We start from the raw sequence: 26,452 nt of genomic DNA on the forward strand, positions 1-26,452 counted from the left end.
GGAAGTCGCGCTTGATTTTTGCTTGCCATTGCCGCACCCGGGAGGCATGGCAAAGGACAGCAAGGTCATCGCCGCGAACGCGGCCTTCTACGCCGCCTTTTCGACCGGCAATTTCAACGAAATGGAGCGAATGTGGGCGGATGATGACGCCATTTCCTGCATCCATCCCGGCTGGCCGGCCATTATCGGGCGGGCCACCGTGATCGGAAGCTGGCGCGACATCCTGCAGAACCCGGAGCGGCCGCAGATCGTGTGCGCCGAACCGCAGGCCATCGTCGACGGCGACAGCGCGCGCGTGCTCTGCATCGAGATCGTCGACGGCACCGCTTTGGCGGCAGCGAACCATTTCCGCCGCGTCGGCGACGGCTGGCGCCTGGTGCATCACCAATCGAGCCCGATCGCGCAGATTGTCGAGCAGGCCGAAGAGGATAGCCCGAGCCACCGCGTCCACTGAAGATGGCGATCACACCGGCGTGATCTACTGTGCATGGGGTTGTTTTGCGAGTTTTTTGTTTAGCACCTCATCCAAGCCTCGACAGATCGTCCAGCACGACCCGCGCAGCACTGAAATCATCGTCCCGGAAGAACATGCTGCGCGTGATCAGAACCGGTATGCCGGCTCGTGAGGCCGCGATCATGCCGTTAGCGGAGTCTTCGATCGCCACACAATCGTGCGCCGTCAGCCTCAGCCGTGCCAGGACCTCGAGATAGACGTCCGGTGCAGGCTTCTTGTGCCGCACGTCGTCGCCGGCAACGATCGCGTCGAAAACCCTGGCCCAGCCCGGCCCCAGCGCCTGCGAGAGCAGTGCGTCGATATTGCCGTGAGAAGTGGTGGTCGCGATCGCGAGCCGCTGGCCGCGCGCCCTTGCCGCGGCGAGCAGCTCCGCCACGCCTGGCCGCAACGGACAGCAGCCGGTCTCGACCAGCTCGGCATAATGGGCGGTCTTGATGCGATGAAGCTCGGCGATGTCCTCGCCCGTCAATGGTTGGGCGATCCGCAGCCTTGCGTGGTAGGCGCGCATGCGTTCCTTGCCCCCGGTCACCCGCAACAGGTCCTTGTAGACGGCGCGATCCCATTCCCAGCCAAGCCCGTGGCGCGAGAAGGCATGATTGAATGCCTGCCGATGCAGCTCCTCCGTTTCGGCAAGCGTGCCGTCGACATCGAAGATGAGCGCGGCGGCGCGCCGGATCAGGTCGGCAGCATTGCATGCTACCGGCGTGGCGGATGCTTCTGCCTGCATGATCGATGATCTCTCCTAATGCCCGGGTGACCATCGCCCGCGGCCGCAGGTGAGACAAATTGCAATATCTTTTGCCGGCCCCAAAAATCTCTTATGAGCGGAGAGGCGCGCAGGTAGCGCGACGGGAACCCCGACCAGCACGGCAGAGGCATGCGGCTCTTCATCCTTGGTATCGGCTATAGCGCCAGGCACTTCGTCCGCAGGTTCGGCGGCGCCTTCTCGCACGTCGCCGGTACCGTGCGCGATCCCGGCCAGCGGGATGATCTCACCGGCATCGAGGTGCAAGCCTTTTCCGGGAGTGATCTGGATCGCACCACGGTCGAACGCATCAGCGACGCCGACGTCCTTCTCATATCGATCCCGCCCGGCAGCTCCGGCGATCCCGCAGTCACCGGCCTTGCGGACGTAGTGGCGGCAGGTCGCCGCAAGGTCGTCTATCTCTCGACCATCGGCGTGTATGGCGATCACGGCGGCGGATGGCTCGACGAGAGCACGCCGCCACAGGCGATGTTCGAACGCACGCGGATGCGGCTCGCGGCGGAGCAAGCCTGGACGGATGCAACAGGCGGCGCTGCCGCGATCCTCAGGCTTGCGGGCATCTATGGCCCCGGCCGCAATGCGCTCGTGACCTTGCGTGCGGGGAAGGCCCGGCGCATCATCAAGCCGGGACAGGTCTTCAACCGCATCCACGTCGACGACATCGCGAGCGCGATCATGGCCGCTGTCCGTCACCCGAACGGCGGCACCTGGAACGTGTGCGACGACGAGCCCGCGCCGCCGCAGGACGTGATCGCCTACGCCGCGCAGCTGATGGGCGTTGCACCGCCGCCCGAAGAAGCGTTCGCGACAGCCGAGATGTCGGCGATGGCCCGCAGCTTCTATGCCAGCAGCGCCCGGGTCTCCAACGCGAAACTTAAGCGCGAGCTCGGCGTCACGCTTGGTTACCCGACCTATCGGCACGGCCTCGATGCGCTGTGGCGCGCCGGCGAAGGACGATAGGTTCCGGCATCTCCGGCGCGTCCCAGACATGTTCTGCCCGCGCTTGACTCCGCTCAGTCGCAGACGTGTGATCTCGGCATTCGCGAGCCACTGCATAACGAGCTCGCGCCTTTGGGAGGACGCAATGAACAAGACGATCACCATGATCGCGGCGGCGGCTACCGCCATCGCGTTCGGTACGGCCAATGCCGCGCCGCTACCCGAAGCCAATCCCGACGATGTCGGCTTCTCCAAACAGGGCCTTGCACGCCTCGACAGTTTCTTCGCGCGCGAGATCGCCGCCAAGCGCGTACCCGGCGCGGTCGTCGCGGTGGCGCGGGACGGCAAGCTCGTGCACTACAAAGCTTACGGCATGCTTGATCCAGACAAGAGCACGCCGATGCCTGTCGACGCGATCTTCGCGCTGGCCTCGATGACCAAGCCGATGGCAGCGGTCGCGGGCCTGACGCTGATGGAAAAAGGCCAGTTGCCGCTTCAGGCCAAGCTGTCCGACTACTATCCGGCCTTTGCCGACATGAAGGTCGGCGTGCATCAGGCAGACGGATCGCTCAAGCTCGAGCCGCAGGCCTCGCCGATCTTCATCCATGATCTCTACCGGCATACGTCCGGGCTGATGTATGGCGGCCGCCCCGACAGCTCCAGTCCGGTGGCGCGGCAATATCCCGATGGCATAGCGCCTGCGATCGAAGGCGACACCCAGGCCTTCATCGATCGCATCACAAAACTGCCGCTGGCGCATCAGCCCTCGACTGAGTTCGAATACGGTTTTTCGATCGATGTGCTTGGTGCTGTGGTCGAGAAGGTGAGCGAGCAGAAGCTCGGCGACTATCTCGCTGCCAACGTCTGGCAGCCGCTCGCAATGAAGGACGCGACCTTCCACCCGACGGACGCACAGCGCGCTCGCCTCGCCCGCCCGTTCGCCAATGATCCGCTGACCGGCAAGCCCCAGGCGATCAAGCTATTGGACACGCCGACTAAATTCGACTGTGGCGGTGCCTGCGCGTTCGCAACGATCGGTGACTATGCCCGTTTCGGGCAGATGCTGCTCAATGGTGGCGAGCTCGACGGCCAGCGCATTCTCTCCCCCAAGACCATGCATCACATGACGGCCAACCATCTCGGTCCCGAGATCAAGAACAACGTGGCGAACATCGAGCCGCATCGCGGCGGCTTCGGCTTTGGCCTTTCGGTTGCGGTCCGCACCAGCGAAGGCCTGTCGTCGGTCCCCGGCAATCCCGGCGAGTTCACCTGGAATGGCGCCTTCGGGACGCAGTTCTTCTGCGATCCCAAGGAGCGTCTCGTCGTCGTCGTGGGAACGGCGGCGCCGGGCGAACTCAGGAAATATTATCGCGAACAGGTCCAGGACATCGTTTACGGCGCGATGGTGAAGTGAGATCGGCGCGCCGAAATCTAAATGGCGGCCGAACGGGCCGCCCTTTAGCATCTAACGTCAGCACGGGACGCCGTACTTCTTGCGCTCATCGCGACACATGATCGACCCTCTCGGTTGAGCCGGGATATGGGGCGATAGAAGGTGCCCGCCCGGGCGAGCGCCTCCGGATTCGCTTTCGCGCCATCCGGTCTATCGGTGCCTTCTTGTATGCATTATCCCAGTTGCCATCCCCACGCACTTCGCTTTACATGCCCGCAATTCGCCCTCCGGACGGCGGAGGGGACAAAACTGCACGATTGCCAAGGGACGAAATATGGCGCGTAACATCCTGATTCTCGGAGCTTCTTACGGCTCCCTGCTGGGCACGAAGCTCTTGATGGCTGGGCATAACGTGACCCTGGTGTGTCGCGCCAAGACCGCGGAGCTGATCAACCGGGACGGTACCGAGGTGCGCATCAAGTTGCGCGACGAGGCGGTGCACCGGGCGATCTTCTCGCGTGACTTGCCCGGCAAGCTCGACGCGGTGACGCCGGCCAATGTCGACCTCTCCCGCTACGACCTGGTCGGCCTCGCGATGCAGGAGCCGCAATACACCAACCACACGGTGCGCGTTCTCATGGTCAAGATCGCCGCGGCGAAGCTGCCGTGCCTGTCGATCATGAACATGCCGCCGCTGCCCTATCTGAAGCGGATTCCGGCGCTCGCAGACATGGATCTCGAGGAGGCCTACACCAATGCGCAGGTGTGGGAGCGCTTCGAGCCGGGGCTGGTGACGCTGTGCTCGCCCGACCCGCAGGCGTTCCGTCCGCCGGAAGAGGCGGCGAACGTGCTCCATGTCGGCCTGCCCACGAATTTCAAGGCATCGGTATTCGCAGACGAGAAGCACAACAAGCTGCTGCGCGAGCTCGAAGGCGACATCGACGCGGTGACCCTCGAGGGCCACGACGTGCCGGTGAAGCTGAAGGTGTTCGACTCGTTGTTCGTGCCGCTGGCGAAATGGTCGATGCTGCTGACTGGCAATTACCGCTGCATCACGCCGAATGAGCCGCAGTCGATCCGCGACGCAGTGCATGGCGATCTCGCGCGGGCGCAGACGATCTACGATCATGTCGATGCCATCGCCCGCCGCCTCGGCGCCGACCCGCAGGACCAGGTGCCGTTCGCGAAATATGCCAAGGCCGCCGAAAGCCTGCTCAAGCCATCGTCGGCCGCCCGCGCGGTCGCGAGCGGCGCGCCGTTCATCGAGCGCGTCGACTTGCTGGTGAAGCTGATCTCGCATCAGCTCGGTGTGCCCAATGCCGAGATCGACCGCACGGTCGACACCGTGGACCAGAAGCTCAACGAGAAGATCGTGCAGGGCGGATCCGGCGCGCAGTAGGAGCGCCGCTTCCAGCGACACCGGCCCTCACGCGCTGCGAGCGAATCGAATCCAGATCAGGCCGGTCACCGCGACCAGCGTGATCGCGCCGGTGCGCGTGACCAGGTCGGGATGCCCAAGACGACGGGCGCCACGGCCGAGCGTTGCACCAAACGTCACCCACGCCGCGCCCGCCGTGGAATCTGAACCAGCATCACTACAGGTTCGGCGTACGGCACTGTTCCGGTGTGGCGCAAACTCAACGACAGTCGTCGCATCTCGATTGTCACGCGATCCGGTCGCCTTCACATCGCGCCGACGCGCAGGCCGCTGACATCACGACTGCGTGAGACGACAGCATGCCGCCCGTCATATCCCGGCACTTCGCGAGCAAAGCGAGCCGATTCGACGCGAATGAGCTCTCCTTTACGTGCTGGCCCGTCATTCGCGCAGACGTTGCATGCACGCGGGACAGGCTCGGCTTATTGCCCAGCCGACAGAGAGATGAGCAACATATCTTTTTAGGTCAAGTGTTGACCTGTTTGCCGGTCTGTTGTCCGGCGCAATCGCAAGCGCGGCTGAGAGAACCAGAACAAGAACAACAATGGATCAGGCGATGCTGAGCGTCGTCCGCGCGGTCGAGGCAGGCGCGACGACGATGAAGGGCGTGATCGACGCAACCGGACTGTCCCGTCTCAAGATCGAGCGGGCGTTGACCGCACTGGAGAAGCAGAAGCTGCTGGTGCGCGACGGCCAGGGCTTTCGCGCGACCGGCCTACCGAGGGCGGCGCGCCCTGCCCGGCAATGCGGATCGTGCAACGCCTGCTGCGATATCCTCGAAGTCGCCGGCGTCGACAAGCCGGTGAACCAGCTCTGCAAACATTGGCAGGCCGGCACCGGATGCACCATCTACGATCGCCGCCCGCAAATGTGCCGGTCGTTCGTCTGTGCCTGGCTGCAGGGCCATCTCGACGACGACTGGTTTCCGGCGAAGTCGGGCATCGTGGTGCATTTCAGCCAGGACGCCGTCAACGTCACGGTGGACGACGATTGTCCCGACCGCTGGCGCGAGGAGCCGTATTTCAGCAAGCTTGCCGAATGGTCGCTGAACGGCGTCAGGCGGATCGGAAACCGCGGCTATGCGACCCTCGTCGTGTCCGGCACCGAGCGGTTCCTGCTGCTCGGACGCACCATTGTTCCGGATCCGACGCTGTTCGGCACCGCGTTCCTTCCGCTCACCGCCGACACCTTCCGATTCTGGCGGGCGACGTCGCCCGAGCATTTGCAGCGGCTGCATGAGCGCATCGCCGAGATCGACCGGATCAGGCAGGAATTCGGCTCCTGCGCCATTCCCGAGAACGAGGACGACGATCCGCATCCGCCCTATCGGCCCGCACTTTTACGGTTGTCGCATCACGCCTGAACTCCGCCGTGGGCAACGCGGCCTGATTCGCGCGGTAGCGCTCGACGCGCCCCGGCGGGGTTGATAAGCCCCTGTCCGCGAATGAGGGGACTTGAGTCGGGGACATGACGGTTGCGATCGAGATGGGGCAGACCACGGCAGGCGCCGCGGCGGCCATGGACCTCGAGGAGCTGCTGGCGACCCGCCTCCTGGTTCAAGGCAATTCGGGCTCCGGCAAATCACATCTGTTGCGGCGGCTCTTGGAACAGAGCGCGCCCTGGGTGCAGCAGGCCATTATCGATCCCGAGGGCGACTTCGTCACGCTGGCCGATCGCTTCGGCCATCTGGTGATCGAGGCCGAAGATCACACCGAGCGCGGCCTTCAGGTCGCCGGCGAGCGCGCGCGGTTGCATCGTGTCTCCACCGTGCTCAATCTCGAGGGGCTCGATGCCGAGAACCAGATGCGGCGCGCCGCGGCGTTCCTCGGCGGGCTGTTCGACGTCAATCGTGACCATTGGTACCCGATGCTGGTGGTTGTCGACGAGGCACAGCTGTTTGCGCCGGCGGTTGCGGGCGAGGTCTCGGACGAAGCGCGCAAACTGTCGCTCGGCGCGATGACCAATCTGATGTGCCGCGGCCGCAAGCGCGGGCTCGCCGGCATCATCGCGACCCAGCGGCTGGCGAAGCTTGCCAAGAACGTCGCGGCGGAAGCCTCCAACTTCCTGATGGGCCGGACCTTCCTCGACATCGACATGGCGCGCGCCGCCGACCTGCTCGGCATGGAGCGGCGGCAGGCCGAAGCTTTTCGCGATCTCGAGCGTGGCCAGTTCATGGCGCTGGGACCTGCGCTATCGCGCCGTCCCCTGCGTTTGAACATCGGCCCGACCGCTACCTGCCCGCGCAATTCCACGCCGCGGCTGATGCCGCTGCCGGAAGCGATGCTGGAAGACGCGCGCGCCGTGATCCTGGCCGCGCCGCCGCCCGACGCCAGCCGGCCGCAGCGCCGGCCGGCGCCGGATCTGCTCGAGCAGCTCCGCGCCGCGAAAGCGGCAGCTACGCCGGAATCGCGCACGGAGCCGATCGAGCTGCCGGTCAGCGCTGAAGAGCTCGCTGAACGGCGCGAGCGCGTGGATCGTACCCTTCGTGCCGTGCTCGCCGGGCCCGATGCCGGCTTCCGCGCCATCGGCGTGCTCTATCAGGAATTCGTGGTCCGCTGCCGCATCGAGGGGCTCGGCGCGGCGGTGCCTGATCTCAACGAATTCCGCCGCATGCTGACGCACGCGCGCGCCGGGCTCGGCACCGATTTGGCTGAGGACGACGCCTGGCAGGACGTGTCGCTGCGCGCCTCGATCCTGCCCGACGACATGCAGGGCGTGTTCATGATGATCGCGAGGGCGGCGAAGGAAGGCTGGCCGTGTCCCGGCGATGCCGCGATCGCGCGCGCCTATGGCTCGCATTCACTGCGCCGCGCGCAGCGCCTGCTCAGCTATATGGAGGAACAAGGCCTGATCGTCTGCCAGCTCGACGGCGCCGGACGCCGGATCGTGACGCTGGTGGAGCTCGCCTGGGCGACGGCGCCGGGCAATCCCAACGGCGATGATTTGCCGGCGGCGCCGGCGCAAACCGCGGCCGCGCTCTAAGCCCGGATTAGCGTCTCATCACCGACGCTGCCTCGGCCGCATCGAAGCCGCGCGCCGCATTGCGCCCGTCCTCCGCGAACATGCGGCGATAGAGCAAAGCGGAGACGAGCCAGGCGACCGCGAACAGCGCGATCACGACGAAGCCGACATTCGCCAGCGACTCGTTGAGACCATCGACCACCGCCCACACGCGGCCGGACAAGCCGAGACGATCGCTGATCAGGCCAAGCGCTTCGATGCCGCCGATCAACAGTGCGATCGCGACCGAAGCCCCCGTGATCGTGAGATTGTACCAGAGCTTGCGCAAGGGATCGACGAAGGCCCAGCGATAGGCACTCACCATCAGCGTGGAGTCGGCAGTGTCGACCAACGCCATGCCGGCGGCGAACAGCGCCGGGAAGACCAGGACATCGGCGAGCGAGGTACCACGCGCGGCTTCGCTGGCGGAAATGCTGAGCAGGCCGATCTCGGTCGCGGTATCGAAGCCGAGGCCGAACAGAAAGCCGAGCGGATACATGTGCCAGGGTTTCGTCACCAGGCGGAACATCGGGCCAAGCAGCCGCGCCAGGATGCCGCGATTGGCGAGCAGCGCATCGAGGCCCGCGGCGTCGTGAACGCCCTGCTCGCGCGCCATGCGAAACGTCCGCCACAAGCCTGCGAAGATCGCGAGATTGATGGCCGCGATCACGAGCAGGAACAGCGCCGAGATCGACGTGCCGATCAGGCCGCCGATTTCCTTGAGCAGGCTGTCGCCGCCAAGGCTCACCACGCCGAGCGCGAGCAGCATGGTCGCGACCACCACGACGGTGGAATGGCCCAGCGCGAAATAGAGGCCGACGCTACGCGGCGCGCCGCCCGCCTGCATCAGCTTGCGCACGACGTTATCAATGGCGGCGATGTGGTCGGCATCGACGGCGTGGCGGAGCCCGAAGACCCAGGCCAGCAGCGCGGTCGCCATCACCGTTGGTCGGTCGCCGAACCGCGCGAAGGCCCAGGTCCACGCGGCGATGTTGGCGGCGATGAGCCCGCCGAACAGCAGCGCAGCTCCGGGCTCGACCGCCCGCAAAGACCATTTCGTCACGACAACCATTCCGTCCGTTGCACGCCCCGTCGCGCCACCGGTATGATATTTTCACAAGATGATCACACTGACCAGTGCAATCCCCGAGGGGCGACACGGTTCTGCAGCAGTGCTTGCAGCCATCCTCCGAGACGCCCGCTCGCGCGGCCCTCAGGATGAGGTCCTTGTTTTGCGACCAAGCCCTGGGTCCTCATGGTGAGGAGCCCGCCATAGCGGCCGTCTCGAACCATGAGATCGGCTCGCTCTACGCCGCCTCGGAACCGCCCAGATAGGCGTCGCGGATGCGAGCATCGTCTTTCAGTGTCCGCGCCGGGCCGGAGAGCACGATCTTGCCGGTCTGGAGCACGTAGGCTTCATGTGCGATCTCGAGCGCAAGGCTGGCATTCTGTTCGACCATGAACACTGAGACGCCGTCCTGGTTGATGGTACGGATCAGCTCGAGCACGCGATCGACATAGAGCGGCGACAGACCCATGGTCGGCTCGTCCATCACGATCATGCGGGGACGGCTCATCAGCGCCCGCGCCATCGCCACCATCTGCTGCTCGCCGCCGGAGAGCGAGCCGGCGCGCTGCGACAGCCGCTGGCCGAGCTTCGGGAACAGCGTGAGCATCCTGTCGAGATCCTGGGCCACGACATCGCGGTCGTTGCGCACGAAGGCGCCCATCAGGATGTTCTCGCGCACGCTCATGTCCGCGAACAGCCGCCGCGCCTCCGGCACCGAGGCGATGCCGCGACGGACGATCTGCGGCGTGGTCAGCCCGATGAGCGAGGCACCGTCGAACGTCACATCACCGGAGCGCGGCTTCACCAAGCCCAGAATGATCTTCATCGTCGTGGACTTGCCGCTGGCATTGCCGCCGAGCAGGCAGACGATGTGACCGCGCGGGACCGATATCGAGAGGTCGAAATGCACCTGGGCCTGGCCGTAGAAGGTGTTGACATCGGACAATGCCAGCAACGGTTCCATCGAGGAGTTCGTCATGCCGCGCTCTCCTGCTCCGCCTTTCCGGAGAGACCATGGCCGAGATAGGCCTCGATCACCTTGGGATCGCTCCGCACCTGTTCGCCCGGACCTTCCGCGATCTTCTTGCCCTCGTCCATGACAATGACGCGGTCCGACAGGCGCATCACCATTTCCAGCTTGTGCTCGATCAGGAGGATGGTCAGCCCCTCCGCCTTGAGCTCGGCGACGAGGGCCTGCATCTCCGCAGTTTCAGTTGGGTTCATGCCGGCGGTCGGCTCGTCCAGCAGCAGCAGCCGCGGCTTCAGCGCCAGCGCACGCGCGATCTCGATGCGGCGGCGGTTGGCGTAAGAGAGGCTATAGGCCGGCTGTTCGATCCGCGGCAGCAGCCGTTCGCCGAAGCGGGCGAGAATGGTCTTCACCTCTTCGCGCAGCCGCTCCTCCTCCGCTTTGACGCTGGCGGGCCGCAGCAGCGCAAGGCCCAGCTCCAGCAGCGGGCCGATCGCCGGCACGGCCGGCTTCACCGCCCGCAGCCGCGTATGCGCGCCGATCAGGACGTTGTCCATCACGCTGAGATTGCCGAAGACGCGACCGAGCTGGAACGTGCGCGCGATGCCGTGGCCTGCGAGCCGCTCCGGCGACAGGCCGGTGATGTCCTGCCCTGCGAAGCTGACAGTACCGGCGTCGGGCCGATCGAGACCGGTCACGAGATTGAACAGCGTCGTCTTGCCGGCGCCGTTCGGGCCGATGATGCTGATCAGCTCGCCTCTGGCGAGATCGAGATCGATGGCATCGACTGCGGTGAGACCTCCGAAGCGACGCGTCAGCCCGCGCAGGGACAACATGGGCAGGTGCTGCTCCGCCATCAGATCGTCCCCAGCAGGCCCTGCGGCCTGAACCGCACGAGCAGCAGCAGCACGATGCCGTAGATCAGGATTCGATACTCCGCCGCGATCCGGAAGACCTCGGGCAGCCCGACCAGCGCCACCGATCCGAGAACTGCGCCGACGACATTGCCGAGGCCGCCGAGGATCACGACGGTCAGCGCCAGAATGGATTGCTGCGTGTTGAAGGTCTCGTGGTTGATGTAGGAATAGAGATGCGCGGCGATGCCGCCGCTGACACCGGCAGCGAAGCCGCCAAAGATGAAGGCGAGCGATTTGTAGCGGTTGAGGCTGAGGCCATAGGCGCGCGCGGCGATGTCGTCGTCGCGGATGGCACGAAAACTGCGGCCGAGATGCGAGGTCAGCAGACGACCCTGCAGCAGCGCCAGCACGACCATCACCGCAAGGCTGAACCAATAGACCGACGATGGGCTGATCAGGTCGTAGCCGAACAGCGATAGCGGCGGAATGCCGGAGATGCCGATCGGGCCCCGCGTGACGCTCTCCCAGTTCAGGATCACCAGCGACACGATCTCGCCGATGGCGAGCGTTGCGATCGACACGTAGTGCCCGCGCAGGCGGAACGACGGCGAGATCAGGAGCGTACCGAGCGCAGCGCTCATCAGGCCACCCCCGATGATGGCGAGGCCGACCGGCACAGAGAAGGTCAGCGACAGCAGCGCGGCGGTGTAGGCGCCGATCGCCAGCAGCGCGGCATGGCCGAGCGAGACCTGACCCACCGTTCCCGCGACCAGCGTCAGGCTGAGCGCGAGCATGCCGAGCAGCCAGGCATTGATCAGCGTCTGGAGCACGTAGAACGACACCGGCAACAGCGGCAGGATCGCGAACCCACCGACTGCAAGCACCGAGGCCCAGCGCGGAATGCGCACAGGACGGCTCGGCGCGATGAAGGTGCCGGTGAGCGGCTCCGGCGGCGCCTGCCGCGCACTCGCGAACAGCCCGTTCGGCCGCAGCACGAGCACGACGACCAACAACAGGAACGCGAACAGATTGCGATAGCTGGTACCGAACACGGCGACGCCGTAGCTCTCGACCAGTCCCAGCAGCAGGCTACCGACCACCGCGCCTGGCACGTTGCCGGCGCCGCCGACGACTTCCGCGACCACGCCCTTGAGCGTGGCCTGAAGGCTCATCGCGGTGTCGATCTGATTGTAGTACATGCCGACCAGCATGCCGGAGACCCCGCCGAGCGCCGCTGCAATGCCGAATACGGCCTGATTGACGCGGTTGACGTCGACGCCCATCTGCATGGCGGCGTCACGGTCCTGCGCGGTGGCGCGCACCGCCCAGCCGAGCTTGGTGTAGCGCAGGAAGACGAACAGCAGCAGCGCGCTGGTGATGCCAACTCCGGCGATGAGTAAGTCCAGCGGTCCGATCGTGCCGTTGCCGACCTGGAAGCGGACGTCCGGCAGCTGGCTCGGGAGCGCACGCGGATTGGGCGAGAAGGTCAGCATCACCAGCTGGTCGAGCACGAAGCTGATGCCGATCGTCGCCAACAGCGGCGCGATACGCACCGAGTTCTGCAGCGGACGGAGGCCGAACCGCTCGATGATCAACCCGACGATCGCGGCCGCGACCGCGACCACGATGATGGTGAGCGGCAGCGGAGTATGCAGCTGCACCACCGCGACCCAGCCGATATAGGCGCCGACGAGATAGATCGAGCCTTGCGCAAAGTTGATCAGCCGGCTGACGCCGAAGATCAGCGCGAGCCCGACCGCAACGAGGGCGTAGACATTGCCGACGATCAGGCCGTTGATCGTGTAGTCGAGCCAGGAAGCCACGCAGCATTTCCAATCAGAGGAAGGGGGCCGGAGCGATCGCTCCGGCCATCATTATCAGGTTGGCTTGCCGTCCCAGAGTGCGAACTTGCCGTTGCGCACGACGAGCTCGGCATTCATGGCGCCCTTGACGCGGCGGCTCTCGACGTCGAACGTCGCCGAGCCGAAGATGACGCTGGAGACGTCTCTCACCTTGGCGAAAGCGTCGCGGATGGCGCGGCGATCGGTGCCGCCGATCCTGAGGACGGCAGCGGCCATGTTCATCGCGTCATAGGAATAGGCGTTGAAGGCGTCGGGCTCCTGCCCGTTGTACTTGGCCTTGAAGCCCGCGATGAATTTCTTCACCTCGGGCCGCGGGTCTTCCGGGAAATAGCGTGTGCCGAGATGGACGTCCTCGACCGCCTCGCCGCCGAGCTCCAGGAATTTCGGCGAGTAGACCGAGCTCGCCGCGCAGATGGTCTGCTTCAGGCCGACCTGGCGCGCCTGGCGCGCGATCAGCGCGCCGTCGGAATAATAGGAGATCAGGATCAGCCCGTCGGGATTGGCGTCGCGCACGCGCACCAGGGTGGAGCGAAAATCGCGCTCCTCCGCGATATAGCCTTCGGTGACCGCGATTTCGGCGCCGTATTCCTTGGCCGCCTTGACGAAATGATCGCGGCTGGTGCGGCCCCAATCGGTGTTGAGGTGCAGCACCGCCAGCTTCTTCAAGCCGAGCCGCTTCACGGCATAGGATGCCAGCAGCGGCTGCTCGTCGGCCTGGCTTACGGACGTGCTCCACATGAAGTCGCCGCCCTTGGTGAAATCGGGATGCGAGTTGGTGAAGCCGAACTGCACCAGGCCGCCGCGCTGATAGATCGGCGAGGCCGCCATCGAGGCCGGGCTCGAGAAATCGCCGAGCTCCATGACGATGCGGGGATCGGAGACGAACTTCTGCGCGATCGCCACCGACTGGCGCGGATCGCTCTGGCTGTCCTCGAACTGGTAGGCGAGCTTACGGCCGTTGATGCCGCCGGCGGCGTGGATCTCGTCGAGCGCGAGATCAAAGCCCTGCCTCCACTGCGCGCCGTATTGGGCGTTAGGCCCAGTCAGGGGACCGCTGACGCCGAGCAGGATCGGCTCGGACGACTGGGCGAATGCGCTGCGCGAGATGGCGGCTCCCGCCATCATGACGGCAAGCGAGCCCTTGACCAGGGACCGACGATCGATGTTGCTCATGCACGGCTCCATCCATTCAGGTGTTACGAATAAGCGGCAATTTATGTGCCAGTGACACTGCTTATTTAGTGGGCTCGCCGAGCGACAGCATCAGCCGGTTCGCCCAGTTGAAGAACGACGCGCCGTTGATGACATCGACGATCTCGGCATCGTCGAGACCGGCGCGGCGCAGCTCCTCAACGTTGTCGGGGCCGAACGCGATCGGCGTTGCGCTCAGCGCCACCGACGCCTTGACCACGGCATTCCAGCGCTCGCCGAGGTCGGCCTTAACCCCTTCCTCAAGCAGGCGCTGCACGTCGTCGCGGCGCTTGGAATAGGTGCTGGCAAACCGCGCATGCACGGAGGCGCAATAGATGCAGCCGTTGTAGCGCGACGTCGCGGCCGCCGCGAGCTCGCGCTCGGCGCGCGGCAGGCCGTCGGCGACGTTGTAGAAAATGTCCTTGTCGGTCTTGGTGCGGGCTTCGAGCACCTCAGGGTCGCGCACCAGCAGGCGAAAATATTCCGACTTGGCGCGGGCGCGATCGACGAGGCCAGCGAAATGCCGCTCGGTCAGCTCGCCCTCGGGCAGCGGATCGATCCACGACACCCAGCCGAGCTCGTCCTGGGTGAAGACGACGGGCGGATTGACGTTGTTTGCAGCGCTCATATGCAGTCTCCTTACGCTCCGGCCGCGGTAGGCCCGAGCGAAGCGCCGAGCACGCGCAGGCCGGTGACGACGCGCACCTGGAACGACAGGAACGCAACAAGCTGAGAGAAGGTGACGATGCCGGTGTTCGACCAGCCGGCGACGAGCAGCGCCTTCATGTCGGCCGAGGCGGCATCGCGCGGACGGAACACCAACAGATGCGCATGCTCGAGCGCCGCAACGAGCCGGGCGCCAAGGACGGGCTTGCCCTCGGCGCTCACGCGGTAGATCAACCCGGCCGTGTTCTCGACTGACAATGGTCCGGCTGGATACGCCCCATACGGGCCTGAGGTCTTGCCGCGTTCGATCTCGGCCTTGATCGCGTCGAGCAAAGGCGCGCCATCCGCATTCGCCGCAAGCTTCTCGCGATAGAACGCTGCGACGGGGGACTCGCCATGAAGTCCGGTCACGAAGGCCGCGACCGCGGCACGCTCGGCAAGCGAGAACGCGCTCGCATCGATCGGCTCGAACAGGGCGAGATAGCTCTTCTGCGCGTTCTCGCGGGCCTGAAGGCGGCGTGCGCGGATGGCATCCAGAGCTGATTCCGGTTCGATGCCGGCGAGCGTGTCGATGATATCTTGCGTTCCCATCATTCAGCCTTGCGACGTGATTTCCGTTGATTCCGATCAGCCCGCCATGGCCACAGCGGGCGCCGCCCGGGTCCAGCCCAGTGCCGGCGCGACCTTTTCCGCGACCAGCTCGATCGAGCGCAGGATATAGGGATGCGGCGCATCGACCGAATGCGCCTGGAACACCAGATCGGTCACTCGTTCCAGCGTGGCATCGCTGCGCAGCGAGGCGATGACGTCGTCGGCTGCGCCGATATGAGTGTCGAACGCGGTGATCATCTCCTCCAGAGTTTCGCCGGGCCTGGCGTGGCCGCCCTTGAGAAATTGCGGCAGCGCGCGCCGCAGCCCGATATCGGCAAGGCGCATCGCCTCAGCCCGGTCGTCGGCGACGAAGACGCTGCGCGAGGCCATGATGCGCGGCTCGCATCCTGGCGGCAGCGCTTCGAGATAGGCATCAATGATCGGATTCTGGATCTCGGCCAGCGTGGCCTTCGGCGCCTCCTTGGTCCGCGGCTGGGTGCGCGACAGCAATAGGCCATCGCCCGCCTTGCCTGCCCGGGCGCCGCCCGCGACCGAGAATGTGGCCTGCCAGATGCGCTTGTCCAATTCCGGCCGTTGCGGATAGAGCGTGTCCCCGCCATCAAGAGGTTTGCCGACCAACGCCGCGCGGACGACCTCCAGATTGCGGGCAAAGATCTCGTTGCGCTGCGCACTGTCGAGACCGAAGGCGGCGAAGGCCGACGGGTTGCCGCCGGTGCCGACGCCGAGCTCGAAACGGCCATTGCAGAGGAGATCGAGCACCGCGGCATCCTCCGCCACCCGCACCGCATTCTCCAGCGGCAGCGTCACGATCCCGGTGCCGAGACGGATGCGCGAGGTCTGCGCGGCGACGTAGCCGAGGAAGGCGAAGGGCGACGGCAGGCCGCCTTCGCGCTCGTGAAAATGATGCTGGGCAATCCAGGCGGAATCGAGCCCCGCCTTTTCCGCGCGCACGATCTGCTCGGCCGCATGGCGATATCGCTCGGCCGGCGGAGCCTCATCGAGCAGCCGCGTGAAAAATCCCAGTCGTTTCAGGTTTGCAAAGCGTTTCATACGACCCCTGTCGGGCGAGGATGGCCACGAGCCGATGATGTCGGTTGCCGCAGCTCCAGACAAGCGGGCATTGCGCAGGGCTGCCCGCCGGGATCACCGCTGCGCCGGACTATGGCTGAGCAGGTTGCCTACCAACTCGGCAGCACCGCGCCCTTGAACTTGGTCAGGACGAACTCCTTGACCTCCGGCGTGTGGTAGCTGTCGACGAGGGTCTTGACCCAAGGCTTGGCCTTGTCCGCGCTGCGGACGGCGATCAGGTTGACATAGGGCCCCTTCGGGTCCTCGCGCAGGATCGGATCCTTGACGGGATCGAGGCCCGCCTGAGTTGCATAATTGGTGTTGATCGCGGCAGCGTCGACGTCGTCGAGTGCGCGCGGCGCCTGCGCTGCATCGACCTCGATGAATTTCAGCTTCTTGGGATTCTCGGTGATATCGAGCACGGTCGGCTTGAAGCCGGTGCCCTCTTTCAGCTTGATGACGCCCTTGTCGCGCAGCAGCAGCAGCACGCGACCACCATTGGTTGGATCGTTCGGAATCGAGATCTTGCCGCTGTCGGGAATATCGGAGAAGGCCTTGTGCTTCTTCGAGTACACGCCGATCGGGAAGTTCACGGTGAGCGCGACGGCCTCGATCTTGTAGCCGCGGTCGGCCTTCTGGTTGTCGAGGTAAGGCTGGTTCTGGAATGAATTGGCCTGGATCTCGCCGGCATCGAGCGCCGCGTTCGGCACGACATAGTCGGAGAACTCGATCAATTGGATGTCGAGGCCCTGCTTGGCGGCGATCGGCTTTACCGCTTCCAAGATCTGCGCGTGCGGTCCCGGCGTCACGCCGATCTTGATGGTCTCGGCGGCAGCCGCCGCCGACCAGGCGGCGAGCACGGTCGAGAGAATCAGGGGCAGGCGAAACGACATCTTGGTCTCCATGGTCTTGCGGCAACGATTGGAACCGTATTCGCTTCTCCGCCGCGCGAAATCAATGAAATTGAAATCCTTTTTGGCCGGCTGATGCGGAGAAGGTTTCTCCTTTCGATCCGATGTGGGGAACGAATGCGCCCGCGCTCTTTCGCCGCTCATCCCGACTCTCGTCTTGGTGAGCCAGGCGGGAACAGCCGGCCCGCTGCGGCGTTCCCCTGCCATCATTGGGAAAGAGGAGTCTTTTATGGGTTTCTTCACCAAGGACATCAAATCGATGGAGGACCTGCTGATCCATGGTCTCCAGGATATCTATTATGCCGAGCAGCAGATCCTGAAATCGCTGCCGACGATGATCGAGAAGGCCACCAACAGGGACCTCGTCGCCGGCCTGAAGGCCCATCTGGAAGAGACGCGCAAGCAGGTCGAGCGGCTCGACAAGGTCTTCGCGAAGCTCGGCAAGGAGCCGAGCGGAACCCACTGCCCGGGGATCGACGGTCTCATCAAGGAGGCCGACGAGACCGCCGGGGAGATCGAGGACAAGGCCGTGCTGGACGCCGCCATCGTCGCGAACGCGCAAGCTGTCGAGCACTACGAGATGTGCCGCTACGGCACGTTGATCGCATGGGCCGAAGAGCTCGGCCACGACGAGATCGTGCGCTTCCTCACCACCAATCTGAACGAGGAAAAGGCCGCGAACACCAAGCTCAACACGGTGGCGCTGCGCAAGGGCGTCAATGCCAAGGCCTCCAACGCCGCTTGACGACGCGTTGGCGGCTCCGCCTCGGAGCCGCCAAGGTCGCGTTGCTCGGACCAAACCAATGCGACATCTTCGACTCCCGCACGCTCACCTCCTGAGCTAGACTGCGTCACTTCTGGTGACGACTTTTTTCTTGGGACGAGTGGGGAGCATCCGATGAACGAGAATGAAATCCGCAATCTGATCGCGGAGGTGAAGCAAGGCACGCTGTCGCGACGCTCGTTCATCCAAAGGGTAGCCGCGATCGGAATCACAGCGCCGATCGCGAGCCAAATCCTGGTCTGGCACGATGTGGCGATGGCGGATGCCACGCTGCCGTACAAGCCAACGAAGGCGGGCGGCGGCGGCCCGCTCAAGCTCCTGCTCTGGCAGGCTCCCACTTTGCTCAATCCGCATTTCGCGAGCGGCACCAAGGACCAGATCGCCTCACGCGTCTTCTTTGAGCCGCTCGCCGGCTGGGACAAGGACGGCAATCTCATCCCCTGCCTTGCCGCCGAGGTTCCGACCAAGGCGAACGGCGGCCTCGCGGCGGATGGCATGAGCGTGATTTGGAAGCTCAAGCAGGGCGTCAAATGGCATGACGGCAAGCCCTTCACCGCCGACGACGTCGTCTTCACCTGGCAGTACGCCGCGGATCTCGCAACCGCCGCCTACACCACGGGCTCCTACAAGGACATCAAGGTCGAGAAGATCGACGACCATGCGGTCAAGGTGACCTTCAAGGCGCCGACGCCGTTCTGGGCCGACCCGTTCGTCGGCTCGGTCGGTCAGATCCTGCCAAAGCATCACTTCGGCGACTATGCCGGCGCCAAGTCGCGCGAAGCGCCCGGCAATCTGAAGCCGGTCGGCACCGGCCCCTACAAATTCGTGGAGTTCAAGCCGGGCGACATGATCCGCGCCGAACGCAATCCCGACTATCACGTCAAGAACCAGCCGCATTTCGACACGCTCGAGGTCAAGGGCGGCGGCGACGCGGTGTCCGCGGCACGCGCGGTGCTGCAGACCGGCGAATACGACTATGCCTGGAACATGCAGGTGGAGGAGGAGGTGCTCAAGCGCATGGAGGCGAGCGGCAAAGGCAAGGTCGACGTCACCGTGTCGGGCAATGTCGAGTTCATCATCCTCAACACGACCGACCCGTGGACCGAGGTCGACGGCGAGCGCTCCAGCGTCAAGACCAAGCACCCGACGCTGTCCGATCCGGCCGTGCGCCGCGCGATCAACTTGCTGATTGACCGCGAGTCGATCCAGAAATTCATCTACGGCCGCGGCGGCATCGCGACCGCGAGCTTCGTCAACCAGCCTCCGCAGTTCAAGTCCAGCAAGCTCAAATACGAGTTCGATGTCGACAAGGCGAACAAGATCTTGGACGAGGCCGGCTGGAAGAAGGGCGCGGACGGCATCCGCGAGAAGGACGGCAAGAAGCTCAAATACGTCTTCCAGACCTCGACCAACGCCCCGCGCCAGAAGACCCAGGCCATCATCAAGCAGGCCTGCCAGAAGGCCGGCATCGAGATCGAGCTCAAATCGGTCACCGCATCGGTGTTCTTTTCCTCCGACGTCGGCAACCCCGACACCTACTCGAAATTCTATGCCGACATGGAGATGTACAACACGACGCAGCCGCAGCCCGATCCGGAGCGGTTCTTGAACCAGTGCGTCTCCTGGGAGATCGCCAGCAAGGACAACAAATGGCTCGGCCGCAACAACTCGCGCTACTCCGATCCCGAGGCCGACAAGGCCTATAAGGCCGCGCAGAACGAGCTCGATCCGGTCAAGCGCGCCGCACTGCTGATCAAGGTCGACGAGATCTTCTGTGAAGCCAACGTGTTCCTGCCGCTGCTCTCGCGCAACATCGTCAACGCCGGCGTCAACAACCTCATGGTCGACATCTCGGGGTGGGACACCATAACGTGGAATCTGGGGGCGTGGTATCGCAGCTAACGGGGGCACGGGTGAGCGCGAAAGCAACATCGTCGCCGCTCACTCGCGTGTCCCGGACAAGCTGCAACGCTTTGAGCGTTGTAGCGCAGAGCCGGGACCCAGAAGGCGGACAATACGATGCGGCAAGATGGCCCCGGCTCTGCAGCGCATCGCTGAAATGGGGCTGCGTCCGGGGCACGAGAGGAGAGCAGCCATGCTCTCTCAACCTCGTCATTGCGATCATTGACGTCGCCGGTCAGATAAACGGCTTGCCGCCCGTGACGGCCAGGGTCGCCCCTGATGTGTAGCTCGAGAGCGGATCGGCGAGCATGACGTAGGCGGTGGCGAGCTCGGCCGGCTGGCCGGCGCGCTGCATCGGAACCTGCTTGCCGAAGTTCTTGACCCTATCCTCCGGCATCGTCGAGGGAATGAGCGGCGTCCAGATCGGACCCGGGGCGACGGCGTTGACCCGAATGCCCTTCTCCGCCAGCATCTGGGCAAGTCCGCCGGTGAAATTCTGGATGGCTCCCTTGGTGGTGGCATAGGCGAGCAGGCTGGGGTTCGGCATGTCGGAGTTCACCGAGGCCGTGTTCACGATCGCGGCGCCCGGGCGCATATGCGGGACAGCGGCCTTGGTCAGATAGAACATCGCGTGGATGTTGGTCTCGAAGGTCCGCTGCCATTCCTCGTCGCTGATGTCGGCGATGTCCTTGAACGTGGCCTGATGAGCGGCATTGTTGACGAGGATGTCCAGGCCGCCGAGTTCCTCGACGGTCCGCCGAACGATCGTGCGACAATGCTCGGGATTGCGGATGTCACCAGGGATCAGAACGGCTTTGCGTCCCTCCCGCTCCACCAGCGCCTTGACCTCGGCGGCATCCTCGTCCTCATTCAGATAGGAGATGACGATGTCGGCGCCTTCCCTCGCATAGGCGATCGCGACCGCGCGGCCGATGCCGCTGTCACCCCCGGTGATGATCGCCTTCTTTCCAGCCAGGCGCCCGGCGCCCCTGTAACTCTCCTCGCCGTGATCCGGCCTGGGATTCATCGCTCGGGTCGAACCGGGCATGGGTTGCTGCTGCGCAGGAAAAGGCGGCTTTGGATAATCGGTCATGCGACGGCTCCGGAAGTTTGCTCCGCTAACGGAGAGCGGTGGGAAGCGTTCCTCGCCGCTCGGGGATCTCGTCTCCCGGTTCGCCGACACGTTTTTGCCGATCTCGCGGCGCCTTTCAGGCCGAGCTTTTGCTTCGTCGCTCCACGCTCTCAAAGCCAAGAGGGCCCAAGGCGGGGCGACACATACGCCGATCCCGAATTTCGATAAAGCGAAGTATCTATGTAGGAAGGGGTTCGACGGGTGGGCGGGTGTTTTGCCCGACGGCAGAGAAGCAGCCCCCCAGCAATTCGGCTTCACGATCATCGTTGCCGCCTTGCATTGGATACGAGCCGTGATGGATTTGTAAGGGCTCCACCCCATCCGACCCGCCCCGAGCTCTCGCGCATCTTCGCGAAACCCCGACATCGTCCTTCCACTGTGTGCTTCAAGTCACAGCAGAATCACCCGCGTCCGCCTACAAAGACCAGGCATGGCCGCAAACAAGGTAACGGCGGTACGCACGAGCTGGGAGGCGATCAACAGCTGCGGACTTCTGAAGCCGCCAGGGTGAAGAACCCGGCGGCTTTTTTCTGTCGCAAGGAGACGAGCGGCCGGAGCCAAGCGCCTTGCTGGCAATATCGGCATCCAGCGCCAGCGGCGATCGTCGCTATGACGGTCCCGAGCCCTTCCTCTGTTCGCGTTCTTCTTCGATCTGCCGCTCCGCTTCGAGCCAGAAGTCCAGTTCGCGGTTGGCCGGACGGCCGGCCTGCTCCCAGAGCTCGTAGGCGCGTGCCCGGACCTTGCCGCGCCGCATCATGCGCAGGAGCTTTTGCGTCAGCTCGTCGGCAAAGCTCCGGAATCGCCCGACAGTGGTTTCGTCTTTGGCAAGCGCCGCGGCTCGCGTTGCGAGCTCAATCTGGTGCTCTATCTTTTGCTGCTCGTCCACGGTGGCCACCACGCCCTGCGAACCGGTCTGCGGCGCAGCCCGTGCTGCTCAGAGCCTCAATTCATTTTTGAGAGCTCCGTTCCGCGCAGCTCAGACGCAGCTAGGACCAGCACTTCGAGCTGAGGAGACTGTCGCTGTTTTAGTGCCACGTCGTGTCCGCTTCCACGATCACCACTCTTATCTCGGGATCTTCGGCCGTGTTGCAGGTGCACGGCATCCCCTCACCGCACCGGCAGCCGCCCAGCTTGTCACTCCAGGCCCGGAGCGGATGGTTTGTGCAAACCCACCCCAGACCGAAGCAGAATGGGCATTTCTTGCGGGTCACAGCGTATCCGGCGTCCGCGTGGTGTTCGACTTGTCCTCGTTGCGCAGCTCCTGCTCGGCCGCGTGCCAAAACTCGTCCTCACGGCCTTCGGGCTTGCCAGCTTGCTCCCAGAGTCGGTGCGCGCGCTCTCTGATCTCCTGCTCGGTCGGCTCAGGCATGGGATCTCCTGCTATGAAGCACGGCCCCATCCTTGGGGGGTATGGGGGCTTGGAGGCGGGGCCGTGCAGACCAGCAATCGGCGGCGACGCTGGTCCGCGGATTCAAGCCGCGATCATGCGCAAGAGTTCCTTTCCTCGCGCGAGCTTCGCTGCGCGATGCGGCCGCTGCCGGAGATCGATGCGCTTTGAAGGTCATTGGTCGCGGCAGCGGGATCCGCTGCCCCATTCCAAAACCGGAAAATCAGCAGTAATTCGAGAAACTTGCCTGAATTGCGTCAGCATTACGCGGGGCGACCCAAATTCGAGTGCATCTTTGGGGAAGATGCCCAAAGCCTTGGCCGCGACGCATGCGAGGACAAGGACATCATTGCTCCCCTGAACCTTCCGGAGTTTGCGCGTTGTTGCGTCAGCCGGCTCAATGTCGGACGTCCCGAGGCCAGCAAACACCCACGGCGTCTGATTGCAGGCAGGCTCCGCGGCAAGCAAACCAAAAAAAACCGGCGGTTTCCCGCCGGGGCTCTCTGTCAGGTCGTTAGACCGAACTTACCAGTTGCGCTGAGCGCGGAGCAGCAGGGTCAGCGAGTCCTGATCCTTCAGCTCGTACACAGCGGCCGGCTTCGCGATTGCACCAGCGCCCCCGTAAGCGAACGTACCCGCCATCTTCTGGTCCAAGTGGGTCCAGTTGAAGTCAGCCGAGAACGTCAGGTTCTTAACCGGGGTCCAGCGGGTGATCAAGCCGACCTGGCCGATGGCGAAGTGTCGATATCGTTCCGAGCGGTCCGCAGAGCGCGGTCGGCCCGCGAGCCGTACTGCCCCCGCGGTAGGCATCGTAGGCGCGCCCGGTCCTCTGCTCTTCTAGTCTAGGTGGTTGCCCACATAGATGGTCCGCCTTCCAGAATATAGAAGCCAAATGGAAAGATAACCATGTGCCCTTCCCTCATTCGGAGCGGTCCCTACTCTTCAAGCTGCAGCCTCAACCGGCAGCGCAAAATGCAGTTGTCGAGGTCCTTGAGTAATTCGATGGTTCGCAACGTGCCGATCTCACCGAATGCTCGTTTGATGGAGGCGTCAAATGCGTTCCTCGTCTCCGTCAGGTCATCGAGCTGCTTCCGGGCCTTGGGTGTAAGTGAGAGATAGATCATCCGCTTGTCAGTGCGGGAGCTTCGCTTCTCTAGCAATCCTCGCGCGACCAAGGTTTTCGATTGGGCGGTGACAAACGTGCTTTCGACCCCAAGCAACTCCGCGACCGTTTTGACGGACATCCCAGCTTTGTCATCCGCGTCGGAGATGATGAGGAGCATGTTCAATTGCGGGACGCTCAGTTGGAGCTTGCCAGCCCACGTGGCCTGAACCTCGCCAAGTGAAGCGCTGATAGACCTGACCAATCTGCTTATCTGTTCGGAAGCAGCGGGTCTTAGTGCCTCGCTCGTCAGTACGCGCGCCATTGGCTTCTTTGCCGTGTCACCATCAACGAAAGAACCCCCGGCAGTTTCCCGCCGAGGGCCTTTGGAGGTCGGTCGATAGATCGAACTTACCAGTTGCGCTGAGCGCGGAGCAGCAGCGTGAAGCTGTCCTGATCCTTCAGCTCGTAGGTAGCCAAGGGCTTGCCAAAGGTAGCGGTCGGCGTAACAGGACCAACCACACCGGCATACTTCTGATCCACACGCGTCCAGTTGAAGTCGGCTGAGAACGTCAGGTTCTTCACCGGGGTCCAGCGAGTGATCACACCCACCTGGCCAACGTTGAAGTCAGGGTTACACGAGGTAACGCCTGGCACCGCGAAGAAGCCGGCAAAGCCGCCACCACCGCAGAGGAAGTTCTTGGCAAGCGATCCAAACGATGCATGTGCATAGGCACCGTAGATTGCGGTGTTCCAGTACGGGTCCCAGTTATGGGTGTACGCACCACGGAAGCCCCAAGTCTTGACGCTCTCCTGGCTCGAACCGGGGACGAACACCGTGTCAGGCGCATTGGCAAAGCCGATGCTCTGGTACGCAACGCCCGAACCGCCGAACATGGAGTACGAGCTACCCGCGAGGTTCTGGAAGTTGTAGCGGGTTGCGCCGTCGGTGTAGACGCCCGAAACGTTGATCACGTCACCCGCACCGGTCGGGATGTTCTTGATCGACAGAGCGAGCTGAACCGCCCAACCCCACTTATCGTCGGGATGGCCAGTCGCTTCGTCCGCGCCGTAGTAAGCAACGTGGTTGTCATGCGCAGCGACCGACGCCTGGAAGAGACCCCAAGCCTGGTCGACACGGACCATAGCAACGAGGTTCGGCGAACGCGAGCCGCCAATGGCGTTAGCGCCATAGGAACCACCGAGGACGCCGGCAGAAGTGATGCCAAACAGATTAAGGTTGCCGGCCTGATAGTACGCAGTCGCGTCTTCCGCCGAGAACGATGCCGTGATGCCCTGACCGAAGTCAGCGGTGTAGGTGAACTGGTTGACACCAGTAACCGTTCCGCTGCCGCCGACGAGGCTGTCGATGTTGTTACCCGGGTAGTTGGTCCAGGGCGCGTCGAACTGCGACACGGCCTTACCCATGGTGAAGCCGGCGAACTGGATGAAGGCGTAGTACACGCCGAGCGAACCGCCCGAGGTGCCGCCATCGGTCGGGTTGATCGTGGTCGTACCCGCGGTGGTGGCGGTGTAGCCCGTCGTGCCGAAGGCCGAGCCGGTGCCGACATAACCACCCGTCGTCCACGAGAAGACGCCATCGAAGAAGGTGCGGACGACGCCGTACTCGGTCGCGGTGCGCGTGTCGATGTTGAGGTCCTCACGAGCACGCATCGTGTAGTAGTTGCTCAGGCGATTGTGCGCACCACCGGGAGCGCCGTTCGCAATCCCGAAGACGCTATTGGTGCCCAGCGCGACTTCAGCGCGCAGATAACCACCCAGCTTGATGCAGGTGTCAGTGCCGGGGATGTAGTAGAAACCCGCACCGTAGAGCGAGCAGATCTTCACGTATTCGACCGCTTTGGCCTTTACGGGAAGATCAGCCGCTTGTGCTCCCCCAACGGCGAGCAGAGCTGCCGCGGAACCGAGCAAAAGGCCCTTGAACTTCATGTTAACCCTCCAAGTTGAAGCCCCGTACAAATCTTCGTACAAAGCCATTTGAGCTACCCGCGAAAAGACGTTGAAAATCAACGCATCCTCGTAACGATGGTCTACTTAAGCGAACCACCTAAAACGGGACGACCTCGGGATGCCCCCCTCCGTCGCGGGTTGGATAAGAGCCTAAGAGGCTTGATCAATCAACGGAAGACGTCACCGTTTTGCCCTCAAGTGGAGCGTTTTCGCGCCGATGTTGCACAAATATCACGCGACCGTGAGGCGATGGTATCTAAGCAACTTATTGATTTTGATTATAAATTCCGACTTTGGCTGAGCACGTTTGCGCGGCAGCTCCAAGGGGCTGTTGTGACGCCACAACGGGTCGATTGAGGCGGTGCGTCGGCATCTGTGCACAGGCCCTCGCTTCAAACGACGTGGGTATTACGGAGATTCTCGTTCGTTGTTCATGCATTGCGCCGCCCCGATTCTCGTTTGAGCAGGCCGTCCGCGGCGCCCCCTTTGGACGGAACCGCTGCGTCCCTCAGCTCGGTCGCACAATGAAGGCGCCGAGCGGATCGAGATGCGGCTCGCTCACTTGCCTCAAGGCAGGTCGAAGAGGGGCTACGCCGATGTTTCGGCACAGTTTGCGCCAGGATGCGCTGGCGACACCGGTGATATTGCTTAGATCGCTGAATCGCCACGCACCGTCTGCCAACACCAAAGGATCAGCAAGCTCCGACGATCCCCATTTGCCAGATGTAGTGCCTCGCAGCGACAAACCGGGCGTGTGCGACCCGGATCTGAGCGCTAGGTTTGCGCTAAAGCGTGATGGCATTAAGTTCGATAGCCTGAATTTTTGAGGTAATTGGCGCATTCGTCGGCGGTGAAGGCATCGAGTGCGTGGCCGATTGCGGCGCAGACCGCATCGACGGTTCGGGCGGCAGCTTTGCGGAG

Annotated in this window: 24 protein-coding genes and 1 pseudogene; 8 read left to right on the forward strand and 17 right to left on the reverse strand. The window is 63.9% G+C overall.

All coding sequences use genetic code 11. The features are described 5' to 3' along the window. The first annotated feature begins 46 nt into the window (after positions 1-46). Positions 47-454 (forward strand): nuclear transport factor 2 family protein, encoded by a 408-nt coding sequence (locus IVB01_RS26855; RefSeq protein ID WP_247278300.1) that lies wholly within the window; start codon positions 47-49, stop codon positions 452-454. A 67-nt stretch (positions 455-521) separates the two neighbouring features. On the opposite strand, the gene IVB01_RS26860 is transcribed toward IVB01_RS26855, so the two are convergent. Then, the gene (locus IVB01_RS26860) at positions 522-1,241 is read right to left on the reverse strand and encodes an HAD family hydrolase (RefSeq protein WP_247278299.1); all 720 of its coding nucleotides are present in this window, start codon (positions 1,239-1,241) and stop codon (positions 522-524) included. A 150-nt stretch (positions 1,242-1,391) separates the two neighbouring features. On the opposite strand from IVB01_RS26860, the gene IVB01_RS26865 reads away from it, so the two are divergent. The 3 genes from IVB01_RS26865 to IVB01_RS26875 all read left to right on the forward strand — a co-directional run bounded on the left by IVB01_RS26865 (position 1,392) and on the right by IVB01_RS26875 (position 5,011). Next, on the forward strand, positions 1,392-2,240 hold the full coding sequence (locus tag IVB01_RS26865) for an SDR family oxidoreductase (RefSeq protein ID WP_247278298.1): 849 nt from the start codon (positions 1,392-1,394) through the stop codon (positions 2,238-2,240). 124 nt (positions 2,241-2,364) lie between these two features. Continuing rightward, positions 2,365-3,633: a serine hydrolase domain-containing protein gene (locus IVB01_RS26870; RefSeq protein ID WP_247278297.1), complete on the forward strand. Its 1,269-nt coding sequence runs from the start codon at positions 2,365-2,367 to the stop codon at positions 3,631-3,633. A gap of 313 nt (positions 3,634-3,946) precedes the next feature. Beyond that, positions 3,947-5,011 (forward strand): 2-dehydropantoate 2-reductase, encoded by a 1,065-nt coding sequence (locus IVB01_RS26875; RefSeq protein WP_247278296.1) that lies wholly within the window; start codon positions 3,947-3,949, stop codon positions 5,009-5,011. Between the two features lie 27 nt (positions 5,012-5,038). Here IVB01_RS26875 and IVB01_RS35520 read toward each other — a convergent pair whose 3' ends face one another. Further along, the gene (locus IVB01_RS35520) at positions 5,039-5,170 is read right to left on the reverse strand and encodes a hypothetical protein (RefSeq protein ID WP_256464591.1); all 132 of its coding nucleotides are present in this window, start codon (positions 5,168-5,170) and stop codon (positions 5,039-5,041) included. A gap of 424 nt (positions 5,171-5,594) precedes the next feature. Between IVB01_RS35520 and IVB01_RS26880 the strand changes: the two genes are divergently transcribed. Further along, a complete protein-coding gene (locus IVB01_RS26880) occupies positions 5,595-6,413 on the forward strand; it encodes a YkgJ family cysteine cluster protein (protein WP_247278295.1) in 819 nt (272 codons plus the stop codon). A 104-nt stretch (positions 6,414-6,517) separates the two neighbouring features. After that, on the forward strand, positions 6,518-8,032 hold the full coding sequence (locus IVB01_RS26885) for an ATP-binding protein (RefSeq protein ID WP_247278294.1): 1,515 nt from the start codon (positions 6,518-6,520) through the stop codon (positions 8,030-8,032). Positions 8,033-8,039: 7 nt separating this feature from the next. Here the strand turns inward: IVB01_RS26885 and IVB01_RS26890 are convergent, their stop codons facing one another. From IVB01_RS26890 to IVB01_RS26930, 9 genes are all read right to left on the reverse strand, one after another. Then, a complete protein-coding gene (locus IVB01_RS26890; RefSeq protein WP_247278293.1) occupies positions 8,040-9,122 on the reverse strand; it encodes a HoxN/HupN/NixA family nickel/cobalt transporter in 1,083 nt (360 codons plus the stop codon). A gap of 235 nt (positions 9,123-9,357) precedes the next feature. Further along, positions 9,358-10,098: an ABC transporter ATP-binding protein gene (locus tag IVB01_RS26895; protein WP_247278292.1), complete on the reverse strand. Its 741-nt coding sequence runs from the start codon at positions 10,096-10,098 to the stop codon at positions 9,358-9,360. Then, a complete protein-coding gene (locus IVB01_RS26900; protein ID WP_247278291.1) occupies positions 10,095-10,943 on the reverse strand; it encodes an ABC transporter ATP-binding protein in 849 nt (282 codons plus the stop codon). Before IVB01_RS26900 ends, IVB01_RS26895 begins: the two co-directional genes overlap by 4 nt. Next, entirely contained in the window at positions 10,943-12,766 is a 1,824-nt protein-coding gene (locus IVB01_RS26905; RefSeq protein ID WP_247278290.1) for an ABC transporter permease, read from the reverse strand. The genes IVB01_RS26900 and IVB01_RS26905 overlap by 1 nt, the downstream gene beginning before the upstream one ends. Positions 12,767-12,820: 54 nt before the next feature. Further along, a complete protein-coding gene (locus tag IVB01_RS26910) occupies positions 12,821-13,978 on the reverse strand; it encodes an ABC transporter substrate-binding protein (protein WP_247278289.1) in 1,158 nt (385 codons plus the stop codon). 61 nt (positions 13,979-14,039) lie between these two features. Then, positions 14,040-14,624 (reverse strand): alkylhydroperoxidase domain protein, encoded by a 585-nt coding sequence (locus tag IVB01_RS26915; protein ID WP_247278288.1) that lies wholly within the window; start codon positions 14,622-14,624, stop codon positions 14,040-14,042. Between the two features lie 11 nt (positions 14,625-14,635). Next, positions 14,636-15,253, reverse strand: coding sequence for a CMD domain protein (locus IVB01_RS26920; RefSeq protein WP_247278599.1), 618 nt, complete (start codon positions 15,251-15,253; stop codon positions 14,636-14,638). A gap of 36 nt (positions 15,254-15,289) precedes the next feature. Continuing rightward, positions 15,290-16,324 carry a putative FMN-dependent luciferase-like monooxygenase gene (locus tag IVB01_RS26925; RefSeq protein ID WP_247449786.1) on the reverse strand — a complete coding sequence of 345 codons (1,035 nt, stop codon included), beginning with the start codon at positions 16,322-16,324 and terminating at the stop codon, positions 15,290-15,292. A gap of 128 nt (positions 16,325-16,452) precedes the next feature. Further along, positions 16,453-17,247: a MetQ/NlpA family ABC transporter substrate-binding protein gene (locus tag IVB01_RS26930; protein ID WP_247278286.1), complete on the reverse strand. Its 795-nt coding sequence runs from the start codon at positions 17,245-17,247 to the stop codon at positions 16,453-16,455. Positions 17,248-17,482: 235 nt separating this feature from the next. Here IVB01_RS26930 and IVB01_RS26935 point away from each other — a divergent pair, with 235 nt between their 5' ends. Both IVB01_RS26935 and IVB01_RS26940 read left to right on the forward strand, forming a co-directional pair. Next, the gene (locus tag IVB01_RS26935) at positions 17,483-17,998 is read left to right on the forward strand and encodes a ferritin-like domain-containing protein (protein ID WP_247421036.1); all 516 of its coding nucleotides are present in this window, start codon (positions 17,483-17,485) and stop codon (positions 17,996-17,998) included. A gap of 153 nt (positions 17,999-18,151) precedes the next feature. Further along, a complete protein-coding gene (locus IVB01_RS26940; RefSeq protein ID WP_247278284.1) occupies positions 18,152-19,939 on the forward strand; it encodes a peptide ABC transporter substrate-binding protein in 1,788 nt (595 codons plus the stop codon). 235 nt (positions 19,940-20,174) lie between these two features. Here the strand turns inward: IVB01_RS26940 and IVB01_RS26945 are convergent, their stop codons facing one another. The 6 genes and pseudogenes from IVB01_RS26945 to IVB01_RS26970 all read right to left on the reverse strand — a co-directional run bounded on the left by IVB01_RS26945 (position 20,175) and on the right by IVB01_RS26970 (position 25,510). Continuing rightward, entirely contained in the window at positions 20,175-21,032 is an 858-nt protein-coding gene (locus IVB01_RS26945; protein ID WP_247278598.1) for an SDR family oxidoreductase, read from the reverse strand. Positions 21,033-21,678: 646 nt separating this feature from the next. After that, positions 21,679-21,966 (reverse strand): DUF2934 domain-containing protein, encoded by a 288-nt coding sequence (locus tag IVB01_RS35760; protein WP_247278283.1) that lies wholly within the window; start codon positions 21,964-21,966, stop codon positions 21,679-21,681. Between the two features lie 312 nt (positions 21,967-22,278). After that, positions 22,279-22,440: a DUF2934 domain-containing protein gene (locus tag IVB01_RS26955; RefSeq protein ID WP_247278282.1), complete on the reverse strand. Its 162-nt coding sequence runs from the start codon at positions 22,438-22,440 to the stop codon at positions 22,279-22,281. 543 nt (positions 22,441-22,983) lie between these two features. Continuing rightward, positions 22,984-23,196, reverse strand: a pseudogene (locus tag IVB01_RS26960) (porin); the annotation flags it as partial. A gap of 197 nt (positions 23,197-23,393) precedes the next feature. Continuing rightward, positions 23,394-23,885, reverse strand: a complete 492-nt coding sequence (locus IVB01_RS26965) for a MarR family transcriptional regulator (protein WP_247278281.1) — start codon at positions 23,883-23,885, stop codon at positions 23,394-23,396. Positions 23,886-23,971: 86 nt separating this feature from the next. Further along, positions 23,972-25,510, reverse strand: coding sequence for a porin (locus IVB01_RS26970; RefSeq protein WP_247278280.1), 1,539 nt, complete (start codon positions 25,508-25,510; stop codon positions 23,972-23,974). Between the last annotated feature and the right edge of the window lie 942 nt (positions 25,511-26,452).

Origin of the sequence: Bradyrhizobium sp. 164, from assembly GCF_023073715.1 — a bacterium.
Classification (GTDB): Bacteria; Pseudomonadota; Alphaproteobacteria; order Rhizobiales; family Xanthobacteraceae; genus Bradyrhizobium.

What these genes read in the sequence shown, in the direction of transcription:
- IVB01_RS26965 (WP_247278281.1), bottom strand. Translation starts at nt 23,885, where the DNA reads ATGGCGCGCGTACTGACGAGCGAGGCACTAAGACCCGCTGCTTCCGAA.
- IVB01_RS26915 (WP_247278288.1), bottom strand. Translation starts at nt 14,624, where the DNA reads ATGAGCGCTGCAAACAACGTCAATCCGCCCGTCGTCTTCACCCAGGAC.
- IVB01_RS26970 (WP_247278280.1), bottom strand. Translation starts at nt 25,510, where the DNA reads ATGAAGTTCAAGGGCCTTTTGCTCGGTTCCGCGGCAGCTCTGCTCGCC.
- IVB01_RS26880 (WP_247278295.1), top strand. Translation starts at nt 5,595, where the DNA reads ATGGATCAGGCGATGCTGAGCGTCGTCCGCGCGGTCGAGGCAGGCGCG.
- IVB01_RS26930 (WP_247278286.1), bottom strand. Translation starts at nt 17,247, where the DNA reads ATGGAGACCAAGATGTCGTTTCGCCTGCCCCTGATTCTCTCGACCGTG.
- IVB01_RS26855 (WP_247278300.1), top strand. Translation starts at nt 47, where the DNA reads ATGGCAAAGGACAGCAAGGTCATCGCCGCGAACGCGGCCTTCTACGCC.
- IVB01_RS26860 (WP_247278299.1), bottom strand. Translation starts at nt 1,241, where the DNA reads ATGCAGGCAGAAGCATCCGCCACGCCGGTAGCATGCAATGCTGCCGAC.
- IVB01_RS26945 (WP_247278598.1), bottom strand. Translation starts at nt 21,032, where the DNA reads ATGACCGATTATCCAAAGCCGCCTTTTCCTGCGCAGCAGCAACCCATG.
- IVB01_RS26935 (WP_247421036.1), top strand. Translation starts at nt 17,483, where the DNA reads ATGGGTTTCTTCACCAAGGACATCAAATCGATGGAGGACCTGCTGATC.
- IVB01_RS26900 (WP_247278291.1), bottom strand. Translation starts at nt 10,943, where the DNA reads ATGGCGGAGCAGCACCTGCCCATGTTGTCCCTGCGCGGGCTGACGCGT.
- IVB01_RS26940 (WP_247278284.1), top strand. Translation starts at nt 18,152, where the DNA reads ATGAACGAGAATGAAATCCGCAATCTGATCGCGGAGGTGAAGCAAGGC.
- IVB01_RS26910 (WP_247278289.1), bottom strand. Translation starts at nt 13,978, where the DNA reads ATGAGCAACATCGATCGTCGGTCCCTGGTCAAGGGCTCGCTTGCCGTC.
- IVB01_RS26885 (WP_247278294.1), top strand. Translation starts at nt 6,518, where the DNA reads ATGACGGTTGCGATCGAGATGGGGCAGACCACGGCAGGCGCCGCGGCG.
- IVB01_RS26955 (WP_247278282.1), bottom strand. Translation starts at nt 22,440, where the DNA reads ATGCCTGAGCCGACCGAGCAGGAGATCAGAGAGCGCGCGCACCGACTC.
- IVB01_RS26875 (WP_247278296.1), top strand. Translation starts at nt 3,947, where the DNA reads ATGGCGCGTAACATCCTGATTCTCGGAGCTTCTTACGGCTCCCTGCTG.
- IVB01_RS26920 (WP_247278599.1), bottom strand. Translation starts at nt 15,253, where the DNA reads ATGGGAACGCAAGATATCATCGACACGCTCGCCGGCATCGAACCGGAA.
- IVB01_RS26925 (WP_247449786.1), bottom strand. Translation starts at nt 16,324, where the DNA reads ATGAAACGCTTTGCAAACCTGAAACGACTGGGATTTTTCACGCGGCTG.
- IVB01_RS26865 (WP_247278298.1), top strand. Translation starts at nt 1,392, where the DNA reads ATGCGGCTCTTCATCCTTGGTATCGGCTATAGCGCCAGGCACTTCGTC.
- IVB01_RS26895 (WP_247278292.1), bottom strand. Translation starts at nt 10,098, where the DNA reads ATGACGAACTCCTCGATGGAACCGTTGCTGGCATTGTCCGATGTCAAC.
- IVB01_RS26870 (WP_247278297.1), top strand. Translation starts at nt 2,365, where the DNA reads ATGAACAAGACGATCACCATGATCGCGGCGGCGGCTACCGCCATCGCG.
- IVB01_RS26890 (WP_247278293.1), bottom strand. Translation starts at nt 9,122, where the DNA reads ATGGTTGTCGTGACGAAATGGTCTTTGCGGGCGGTCGAGCCCGGAGCT.